The 10,742-nt window shown below is 55.3% G+C and carries 9 protein-coding genes; 4 read left to right on the top strand and 5 right to left on the bottom strand.

What is annotated here, in order from left to right:
- Positions 1 to 346 precede the first annotated feature (346 nt).
- The 5 genes from QYH69_RS35370 to QYH69_RS35350 form a co-directional block, all read right to left on the bottom strand.
- Positions 347 to 859: a DUF3304 domain-containing protein gene (locus QYH69_RS35370; RefSeq protein ID WP_308836271.1), complete on the bottom strand. Its 513-nt coding sequence runs from the start codon at positions 857 to 859 to the stop codon at positions 347 to 349.
- 3 nt (positions 860 to 862) lie between these two features.
- Positions 863 to 1,270, bottom strand: coding sequence for a DUF3304 domain-containing protein (locus tag QYH69_RS35365; RefSeq protein ID WP_308836270.1), 408 nt, complete (start codon positions 1,268 to 1,270; stop codon positions 863 to 865).
- A 219-nt stretch (positions 1,271 to 1,489) separates the two neighbouring features.
- On the bottom strand, positions 1,490 to 2,002 hold the full coding sequence (locus QYH69_RS35360; RefSeq protein WP_308836269.1) for a DUF3304 domain-containing protein: 513 nt from the start codon (positions 2,000 to 2,002) through the stop codon (positions 1,490 to 1,492).
- A gap of 34 nt (positions 2,003 to 2,036) precedes the next feature.
- Complete coding sequence (locus QYH69_RS35355; protein ID WP_308836268.1) at positions 2,037 to 3,365, bottom strand: DUF4123 domain-containing protein; 1,329 nt, start codon at positions 3,363 to 3,365, stop codon at positions 2,037 to 2,039.
- A 37-nt stretch (positions 3,366 to 3,402) separates the two neighbouring features.
- Complete coding sequence (locus QYH69_RS35350; protein WP_308836267.1) at positions 3,403 to 5,754, bottom strand: type VI secretion system tip protein VgrG; 2,352 nt, start codon at positions 5,752 to 5,754, stop codon at positions 3,403 to 3,405.
- A gap of 415 nt (positions 5,755 to 6,169) precedes the next feature.
- Between QYH69_RS35350 and QYH69_RS35345 the strand changes: the two genes are divergently transcribed.
- From QYH69_RS35345 to QYH69_RS35330, 4 genes are all read left to right on the top strand, one after another.
- Positions 6,170 to 6,412, top strand: a complete 243-nt coding sequence (locus QYH69_RS35345; RefSeq protein ID WP_308836266.1) for a SymE family type I addiction module toxin — start codon at positions 6,170 to 6,172, stop codon at positions 6,410 to 6,412.
- Positions 6,413 to 6,839: 427 nt separating this feature from the next.
- Positions 6,840 to 9,305 carry a hypothetical protein gene (locus QYH69_RS35340; protein ID WP_308836265.1) on the top strand — a complete coding sequence of 822 codons (2,466 nt, stop codon included), beginning with the start codon at positions 6,840 to 6,842 and terminating at the stop codon, positions 9,303 to 9,305.
- Between the two features lie 444 nt (positions 9,306 to 9,749).
- Positions 9,750 to 10,517, top strand: a complete 768-nt coding sequence (locus tag QYH69_RS35335) for a Smr/MutS family protein (protein WP_308836264.1) — start codon at positions 9,750 to 9,752, stop codon at positions 10,515 to 10,517.
- A gap of 22 nt (positions 10,518 to 10,539) precedes the next feature.
- On the top strand, positions 10,540 to 10,742 hold a 203-nt coding region (locus QYH69_RS35330), incomplete at its 3' end, for a TRIC cation channel family protein (RefSeq protein WP_308836263.1).

Genomic DNA, 10,742 nt, shown 5'->3' with positions numbered 1-10,742 from the left:
ACCTCGCGAGTTCAGGCGCAGGACGGATTCATCAACTCAAGTGTGAGACGGTGTCCGGAAGTACGGGGGCAAATCCAACAATCAAGGACCGACCTGGCTTTGGAATCGGCGCGCAACACATAAGTCCACTGAGGCCCCCTTTGGAGAACTCCTGAACCCGGGAGCCGCCCATACCTGTCTGCTCACCCGATTCGGTAAGAATTGAAAAATCCGGAACATAGTCTTCGCTGTAGTTCACTCCGTACACAGATGCGGTTACGTATTCATTTGATTTGGTGGACACGCAACCGTAGAGCAGCCCCACGGTCCCCATACAGAGCAATAGGCAAGCCATTCGCCTCATTCCTTAATCCCCCATTTGTCGCATAACACTGCGTCCATAAAACAACTGATCGCGCCGCGGGCTGGGTCTGGCATCAGATCCTGTCGATTCACATATCAGTTCAGCTTCTACCTCGTGCCCGGGGAAGAAGCGAATAACCAATGAGTTCAACTTGTCCGGATCACTCGAGTCCTCGCCCCTCACAACCACCTGTTTCCTGAAACTCTTCCACTTCACGTCAGCTTCTTTGCGGTCGCCCGCTTCCCACTCAACAATCACGGTCCGGCCAGCGCGCGGAATTGAGGCACAACACTCGAGTCCACTGAGACCTCCTTTGGAGAACTCTTGTACCCGGGAGCCACCCATACCTGTCTGCTCGCCCGATTCGGTCAGAATCGAAAAATCCCAAACATAGTCTTCGCTGTAGTTCACTCCATACACGGATGCCCTCACGTATTCGTGCGATTTGGTCGACGCGCAACCGTAGAGCAGTCCCACAGCCCCAATAAAAACCAGCAGGTAAGCAATTCGTTTCATTCATCAATCTCCGATTTCACGCATAACGCGGCGCCCATAAAACAGCTGATCCCGCCGCGGGCTGGGTCTGGCATTTGGCCCTGTCGATTCACTAATCAGTTCGGCTTCCACCTGTCGCCCCGGGAAGAAGCGAACGATCAGTGAATTGATCTTGTCTGCGCCATTTGAGACCTCTCCCCTCACAACGACCGTCTTCCTGAGTCTCTTCCAGCTCGCTTCGGCTTCTTTGCGGTCACCGATGCGCCATGAAACGATCAAGATCCGACCCGGCTTTGGAATCGGCGCACAACACACTTGCCCACTGAGGCCTCCTTTGGAGAATTCCTGGACATGGGCGCCTCCCATTCCTGTTTGATCGCCCGACGCGGTCAGAATCGAGAAACGCGGAACATAATCCTCGCTGTAGTTCACTCCGTACACCGATGCCGTCACGTATTCGTTTGATTTGGCAGACGCGCAGCCATAGAGCAGTCCTATAGTTCCAATACAAAGCAATAGGCAAGCGATTCGCCTCATTTCCTTAATCCCTCATTTAGCGCATAACGCGCCAACCGTAAAACAACTGATCAAGCCGCGAACCCGGACCGCCGTCCGGCGCGATCAAATCCCACATCAACTCATTCCTGCATGTCATTCCCCCTTCGTTCGCATCACGCGCGGGACGCCAAAGAACAGCTTGTCGATGCGCTGATTCGATGGACCAAAATCGCCGTCACCCGGTATCAACTCGGCCTCCGCCTCATGGTTCTGGAAGAAGCGGACGATCAAAACGCTGTGTTCCAGCGTTTTCTTTGGCATTGTTCCGGTCACGACTACAGTCTTGTTAAACGTCTTCATATCCGTATCCGTGGCGCGGTAATCACCAACGCGCCACACAATCTCGATCCGCTGCCCAACGCGAGGTATGGTCGAGCAACACTCACTCGATCCCGTCCCGCCTCTCGAGAATTCTTTAACCTGAATACCTTCAAGGCCGGTGTCCTTGCCCGAGCCCGTCCGTATCCTGAAGTCGTAGATATAGTCCTCGGTGTAGTTCGCACTCCAGGCAGTCGCCAGCACGTCCTCGCCAGGACCCGCGGACTTGCAGCCCGGCATCAGCGCCCCGATGCCCACACCAATCAGCAACAAAACAATCCGTTTCATTCACCACCCCTATCAGTCGCCCCCCCACACCCCGTCAAGGCTGCTGCAACCGCCACCATTCCGGCGCTGGATCAGGCCGATCGGCATGCATGCTCACGGTGACGCGTCCATCGAAGTGAAGCGTCACGATGGCGAGCCCCTCGCCTTCAGCGCGCGGCAGTTCTCCTCTTACGATCGTTTCGCAATAGGTCACGCCGCGCTCCCACCATCCCACCTGGACGCGCTCCCCCGGCACCGGCATACGTGCGGACGAGAATTCCAGTCCGCACTCGAGGAATCTCGACCAGGCTGCCTGAATGTCTCCCAGCGAAGCGCACAAGAAGCGACATCCGTCGACCAGCCAGATCTGCACGTTGCGTAACCGCGCATGTTGAGCATTGACGAGCCAGACTTTCACCGTCGCTTTTTTAGACGTACGTATCTCTTGCTGGTATGCGACTACCGCGGCCTCGGCCGCGCGCTGCTTCGCGGTCTCGGCCACTTCTGCCCACACGTTGGGACCCGCAGCCGCATACGCATCGATAAGCGTCGTCTTGCACGTACCCGCACGGCTAAGAATTGCCTGCAACGCCGGATGATCGTCATATCGCTCGCCGTAAAGCAGTCCATACGCCGCATACGTACACAGATCGATCTTGCGCGTAATGCCATATTCGAGTGCACGCTCGACATGCGGTGATACCTGTTGCAATTGCCTGTTTGTATGGAACAGGCGGTTGAGCAATTCCGGACGCGCTCGTTTCAGCCACGCATGCACTTGCATCAGCGAACCGGCGCGTTGCAGTTCATTCGCCACGTGCTCCGGTATCGGCAGCGCATCCCAGGCCTTTGGCAGCGGCAAATTCTCGCCAGCAAGCTTGATCACCTCGTGGCGAAAATCGATACACCACCACGCGAGACACGGGCCGAACATATAGGCCCGCGCCTCGTCCGAGAGCAAGCGATGAAGCACCGCAAGATAGGCAGGCTGGTAAAACAGGAACCACACTTCATCGCCGTCAGGGCCGAGACGCGCCTGCAGCAATGTTTGAAGATGCGCGACAAGCGGTTCGATTTCGTGCGTAGACCATATCCACGAAGCGAATCTGCAATCGCGTAGCGTGAGCTCCATCACGCTACGCATAAACCCCAGCGCGTGGCCGTCATCCGGTTTCGGACAAGCAATCAGCACCGGGCCGGATTCCGACAGATCATCGAGACCCGTGCCGCCGTACAAAGGGAAGCACGGCATACCACGGAGACGGCCGCGGAAGCCATGCGCCCAGGGGGAATACAACACGTGGGCGTCGATCAACGCATACAGCCGCATGGAAGGATGCGTGGATTCGAACGAGGCATACTGCTCGCGGATCGGCTCAAGCAACGGTTCATCGTAGGGCGATGACATTAGAAATTGGGAATTAGAGGCCACGTCGAATACGCACGAACGGGACGCTAGCGTTGCCCGCATTACGCGCGCACTCCGTCCCTACAGGTTGAGGAAGCACGGGCAAATCGGACGGCATGCTCGCGGGGTCTTGGCGGTGGAAATTACGCGCCCGCCAGGTGCGAGTGCGCGATGTTCCGTCTTCGATATCGGAAGGTGTCAGGCTTATGTACGAATCGCCGCATTTGAGGATCAGCTGCTCCTTCGCTTCGATCACGACACGCCCGTTGCTGCTGGTGATGGTCGTATCCTTGTTCGATGCGATCTTGATCTCGTCGCTTTGAGCTTGGATTTCAATGTTGCCGCGCGAAGCGAAGAATTTCATGCCGAGCCGATGAACAAACACCGACAACATGCCGCCCGCGGCAACCACCACATTCTTCATCGCGCTCACGTTAAATGCGGACGACGTTGCGGCGCTTATATCCTTACCTGCCGCAACCAGCACCCGGCTTGGCGTAGACAAGCCAATACCGTCTGGCGCCGACAGCGCGATTACGGCCTTCTTCAGGTCCGCCAGTTCTTCTTTAAGCCACTGGTTTTCCGCCTTCACATCCGCGATCTCTGCCTGCGCGGCCCGTGCCGTATCCGCCAGTGCCTGAGCCTGCGCAAGCGTGGTGCGGAAGTGATCGAGCGCGGCTTCCATGTCCGTCTGTTCGCCAACGGCGCGCTCCTGGATGTCCGCGGACAACAGCATGCCGCCGCCAGCTCGAAGGCAGCCTTTCAGATCGGTACGCAGTTCGAATCCCTCTCCGCGGAACTTGCGGTTGCGGTCCACCGTATAGCCGAGGTTGAGCTGCGACTTGCCCTGCTCGGTGGCGACCTTGATATGTTCCTCGTCGGGCCAGTCTTCGAACTCGACGGTATTGTTCGATCGCGTGCGTAACGTGCTGCGGCTGTTCCAGCGCCGCTTCGATACGATCGGATCCGGGGCGCGCGAGTTGTGAAGCACCTGGCTGATGTACGGCATATCCGGATTGCCGTGATGGAAGCCGACTGTGACCTCCGTTCTTTCGACGAGGCCGAAGTGGAATCCCGTTTCATCGGCGCCGGCAAACGGCTTTGCGAGCCGCATCGGACAGCTATTCAGACCGGGAAGACGTTTGTCGCGATCGAGGTGAAGGCTGACGATGTACTCGCCGTTTTCGTCGATATAAGGTTCCTTGTAATCGCCCGGCGACGCGATCGTGCCGGTGATCGTGCCGTGAATTCGCGGCCACGTGTGCTCGAGCAACGGCAGACGGTAGAGCCGATCGCACGGAATCGCGGTGAACTCCACCTGATACGAACTGCTGCGCGAGGCAGTGCACTTCACGCGTACCGCAAGCAAGCCATGCTTCGCGTCGGGCAATTCACGGTTGGACAGTTTGACGACGCTCGCCGGCGCGAGGTCCAGCAGATCGCCCGTGCCTTCATAGATCACCTGGCTCGCTAGCGCGGCCTCGCGCCGAAGCAGCGCTTCCTGTTGCGCCTCTTCGTTGTTCAGATGCGCCGTGCCCCATGTATACGTTTCACCGTAGGTTGTGCGGTCGTCGCGAATCAGGTTCGTGCTCTCGACAGGCCTGAATGCCTGGCGATAGTTGTAGGCGCGCACCGCGTAACGCGTGGGGATGGTTTTCGCGTGCATTTTCAGCGTGTGCACGGACTGCGCACCGTTGCTGCTCATACCGCTGTACTCCAGGTACGGTACGGTCAGGTTCGGATCGCGCCGGTAGTGCGTGAGGTCGTCGGCGAAGCGCACGACTTCGCAACGCTTGCCCTCCTCGCAGACGAACCATATTCCGCTGCGACGGCATAGGCGCGTGATGAAGGTCAGGTCGTCTTCTTCCCATTGCATGACGAACGCATGCTTTCGATATTGACGGTACAGCGTGAAATCGAAGCGCGCGATGAGCATGTCGAACTGATGTTCGCGCAGAATTTTCTCGATGATTTCCGGAAGAGTCGCATCGAGAAAGAAGCGACATTTCGGGGCGTTGCGTAGCAGCGCGAGGCGCGATTCCAATACGACCTCGTACGTGGTTTCGTCGGGGCTGCTTTGCCGCTGAGTGAAGCGGGTTATCACGCCCTGCACCCGGCGCTCCGGTTCGGGCTCGCGCGTTTGCAACGGGTCGTGTCGCGGTTGGATGACGAGCGATGCCGGTTTGTTGAGATAGTCGGCGCGCGAGAGCTCGTGGTTCGGATGCGTGAAGCGGATCACGTAGCGACTCGGCTCTCCGATTGCGCGCTCGCCCTCGAAGCTGTAGATGTCGGCTTTGTCGGCGCTGGGGGTTTGCGGGATGTCGAGACGGTACTGGCGGTGTGAGTGTGTCGATTCGTTGTCCATGGATATTTGTCGTTTAGCGATACGGTTTTTAGTTAGCTTGATTGAGACAAGCCCGACAAATTACGCGACGCGATCCGTAACGTCTATTGGACGATTCTTAGCTTTTTTGGGGGAATACAAGAATTGCGGCTTAAGCAGCTAATTTGTCTTGCTGCGTGGGGGATTGTGAAATCTGGTTGCTATGTGCGGTGCGCGTGAACTTCGCCTGTTTTGTGCATCTTTAGCTTGAACGCGTCATTGCATTTGCTGATCCGATGATTGAAAATATGTCGGATCGCTAAAGAACGTTGAATGCGTTCTTTCTGTAGCAAACGGAATGAGAAGAAGGAGAGCAGGAAGGAGAAAGAGCGCGGGCCGCATGGGCTGCCACCCACACGACCCGCTAACCACAACCAACTCAACCAAGGAGTTGATCATGGCTGATCGCAATCATAAAGCAGAGGACGGTACTTCGGTTCGTCACTTGACCGTGTCGAAACTACGTCAACCGTTTTATCGGCCGAAGCACTGGCCGTCGTGGAGACACAATTACGAGGATTATCCGCCTGTGCCGTGGATCCGGCTGTCGGGACGGTGGCTGGAAGAGGCGGGGTTTGAGATTTCGGGGAAGGCTCGCGTGGAAGTGCAGAAGGGGAAGTTGGTGATTACGCCGGCTTGATTTGAGGAGGGGGACCAGAGGCTAGTTGGCTCTGGTCTTTTCGCATCCACCTCGACGTTTCGAGAACTAAATCCGCAGGTCAATATACCGCTTGGCGATCCCGCCTCCGACTCCATCTCGGACCGCTGCTTTTGAATATATAACTTCTGAATATGTCAGGGCAATGAGGCGCCTCTTTGACGAAGTTGACGAGGGTTACCCCGAACATACGTGTGGGTGACCGTGTCTTTGCAGACTGCATTCAATGCACATTGCATTTGGCCGACCTCGACCATGAGCGATCGGCGGATCACGCTTTGAGGGAGCGCTCGTACGTCTGCTGTGCCTCGGATACCGAGCCTTCGCTCTGCGACTAATCTCATTGCCCGCAGGCTTCTATCGGAAGCCGACTTCTGGCATGCTGTCGAAAACAGACACGGGGAAAACTATGTCCAGTTCGGATTTGGCGGCCGGCGAAGAGGCATTATCTCTGCTCTTGGAGGACACGAAGGAGGGACTTGCCGACCTCAATGAGGCAGACACGAGACATCGCTTTATCGATAGGCTTATTCATGAGTGTTTAGGCTGGGATCGCGCCGAAACGCATTTAGAGCGACGATATAATGGCGAATATAGTGACTATGAACTTGGTAAGCCGCCACAAATTGTGATTGAGGCCAAGAAAGCAGGGAAATATTTCGACATCCCGGCTGAAGTGAATGGTGGAGTCGTGCGGTCGATTCGATCTCTAATATTGATGTCGAATGAATTTCAAGCTGCCTTTACCCAGGCTCAAAAATATTGTAGTGACAGAGGTATCCAAATCGCTGTAGTGACGAATGGAACACAGTTAGTTGTATTTCTCGGCGTGAGAAATGACGGCATTCCGCCTGCCGACGGGAAATGCTTACTTTTTAACGGCCCCAGTCAAATCCAGAAGCAATTTGCCCGTTTATGGCAGGCAATTTCACCGCACGCCGAGAATCGAAAGATTTTATTGAACGACCTTTCTTCAAGCGCGCCTACCGGTGTACCAGTTAAACTTTCGAGTTATCTTCCTGGATATCCGTCATTTCGATATCCCAGCACTTCGCAACAGAGTCTGCGCACGTTAAGCGATTTGTTAATCGAGGATGCGCCAAATACCCCTGCAGTTCGCAAGCGCTTTTACGAAGAATGTTATTGCGAAAGTGGAGCATTGGCTCGCGATGCGATGGTCGGGAAAAGTATCCTTTCAGCCCGGTATGCGGCTATGTTCCATCCGACGGCAGAGGGACCTACACTGCAAAGTTTGCGCGGCTCCCCCGACGACAAATTTGGGGTGTCGGCTGAGGTTGTCGCGGAAGCATTAGGTCGCCGTCCGATCGTAATTATTGGTGACGTCGGAGTTGGGAAAACATCGTTTGTTCGTAATCTTATTTATGTGAGAGCTGCGGACGAAATAGAGAATTCGATATTTCTCTATATCGACCTTGGAAATCAAGCGAATCTAGGTCAGAATTTATATGAATTCTTTATCGAGGAAATCGAACGTCAGTTGCTGGAGGACCACGACATCGATTTATACGAAGATGCGTTTGTCCGAGGCGTGTACCACGGTGATTTACAAAGATTCGAAAAGGGAATTTATGGACGATTAAAGGAATTGGCACCTGATAAATTCATTGAAAAACAGATCGAACATTTAAACGGCCTCGTATTTGACAAGGTAAGCCACCTACAAAGATGCATTACTCACTTCTCCAAAGGAAGAAGGAAGCAGGTTGTGATTTGCATAGACAATGCGGATCAACGGAAATTGGACGATCAGCAACAAGCGTTTTTAGCGGCGCAAGAATTTGCCGCGAAATGGCTGGCCCTCGTTCTAATTTCCATAAGACCTCAAACGTATTTTGCGTCTAAATCGTCGGGTTCGATTTCGGCTTATCCACAACGCATCTTGACAATCTCACCGCCGAGAGTCGATCTTGTGCTACAGAAACGCTTGAAATTCTCTCTGGACCTAGCGGAAGGGCGCCTACCTTTGGAGCGACTGGCCAATATAACGTTGAAGCTTGATTCGCTTGCGTTATTTCTGAAAGCGTTGCTCTTCTCCCTTAAGACCAATCGGGAGATTTCCGAGCTTCTCAGCAATATAACCGGAGGGAATATTCGAGAGGCACTGGAGCTAATAAAGGGATTCATAGGTAGCTCAAACGTCAACTCAGATAAAATTATCGAGATAATGAGAAGCGACGGAGAGTATCTTATTCCTTTGCACGAATTCACCAAGCAGGCACTTTTGGGTGAATATTCTCACTATGATTCACGTTCCTCGACGGCTTATAATCTTTTTGACATTAGATATCCCGACGAGAAAGAGCATTTTCTATCGTGCTTTGTTATAGCTTTCCTAAACAGCGGCGCCCCGTCCAAAACAACCGAAGGCTTTGTTTCGACACCGAGCGTTTTGGCGGAAATGCAAAAATACGGATTTGTTGGCGACCAAATCGAACATACGTTAAGAAGACTTACGAACAAGAAGCTAATCGAAACTACGGAGCGAATCACGTTTGACGAAGGACTTCAGGGATTGGTGGGAGAGATGCCTTTGGCATTTCGCGTTACGACTATTGGTGTCTATCATATTCACCGATGGTCAGCCAGTTTTAACTATTTGGATGCGATGTTATTCGATACACCAATCCTAAATGATGGAACCCGTAGGCCAATGATGGCCGACATCGCATCATTTGACATTCGCCATCGGTACGATCGCACTGTTCGATTCATGTCTTACTTAAACGACTGCTGGCAGAACTTTAGGGATTGGCCGATATATTTCGATTGGATTGACATACAGAAAGGAGGGGTTCCAACCTTCGATTCGGTCGAGCGTGCGATCTCTGCGCGAAGTGGTTCTAAACTCGGATGAAGTCTACGCATAGTTAGTTTTCCTGCCGCTGGATCTACGCATACCGCGATCGCAACGAGCTTCTCACGTTAACTCCAAGAGTGAGTGGCCCATAATCACCGAACCCGACGACGCTGTGAGGTATGTTCGGTTGGCCGGACGCGGCCGATTGCGGCCCCATGCGTTCATTCATGGCGGACTGCGCCCGCGACCGAGTCGGGCCGAGTTGGCCCGACTCGAAAACGGAGGCAGAGCCGACGTCTGGGCGTCCGGTCGATACCTATGCTGCGATCAAACGGCTTATGGCCGATAGTGTTCCAACGAGGGAATGACACAATTCGCCGTTCTTTCTCTGAGAACGGATAAAATCCAAAGTACTACATGAGCCGAAACGGCTAAGCGCCGCGATAGTCGTTCGCCGCGGCGGCCGGCACAAGCGCCTCTCTTTGTTCAAGCTTTCACGCCATGCCAAAGAACCGCCCCCACCCAAGCGACCCCAAGCGCACAACAAAAGCCCGCGCACCGGAGCCTCCCGCACAACCGGCGGCCGAACCACCCCAACCCGCCCTAACCCGCGGCTCAACCCTCTCCGATCTCGCCACCCTCCGCGACGCCCTAAAAAAACAATCCCAGCGCCAGCAGCAGGCACAAGCGAAAGCCCGCGAAGCCAAGCGCGCAGCCGACGCCGACTCGGACCTCTTCCGCCGCGAACTAGGCGAAAGCGTAACCCCACTCGGCACAAAACCCCGCGCCACCCTCCCCCGCAACCCACCCGCGCCTCTGCCCGTCCAAACGCGCCTGGACGAAGCCGCCGTCCTAACCGAAGCCATCTCCGACGAATTCGACCCGGAGATGCTGTTAGACACCGACGAATCCCTCTTCTACTGCCGCCCCGGCATCGCCCAGGAAGTCGTCCGCAAGCTGCGCCGCGGCGCATGGATCGTGCAAGCGCAACTGGACCTGCACGGCATGCGCCGCGAAGAAGCGCGCGAAGCACTGGCCGAATTCATCCGCGAATCGAGCAAGAAAGGCCTACGCTGCCTGCGCGTGATCCACGGCAAGGGCTTAGGCTCAATCGGCAAAGAGCCCGTTCTAAAAGGCAAAGTCCGCGCATGGCTCGTGCAAAAGGAAGAAGTGATAGCCTTCTGCCAGGCGCGACCGCACGACGGCGGCGCCGGCGCCGTTCTCGTCCTGCTGCAACCGGGCGCGCCAACATCCCAACCCAAGCCTTAAAAGCACCCAAGCGCACCCGACAATGCACCCGCGCCTCACCCTAGCCCTTGCCGTCATGGAGGCAATCGGCATCCTCGCGTACGCCATCTCGGGATTTATCGAAGCCCGCGCGCGCCGCCTCGATCCAATCGGTACGTTTCTGGTTGCGATGGCCACCGCGTTCGGCGGCGGCACCGTACGAGACATCCTGCTCGAGCATCGCCCGTTCTACTGGGTCCAGCATGA

The organism is Paraburkholderia sp. SARCC-3016 (assembly GCF_031119615.1).
Classification (GTDB): Bacteria; Pseudomonadota; Gammaproteobacteria; order Burkholderiales; family Burkholderiaceae; genus Paraburkholderia.
This window is presented reverse-complemented; position numbering and strand designations above follow the sequence as displayed.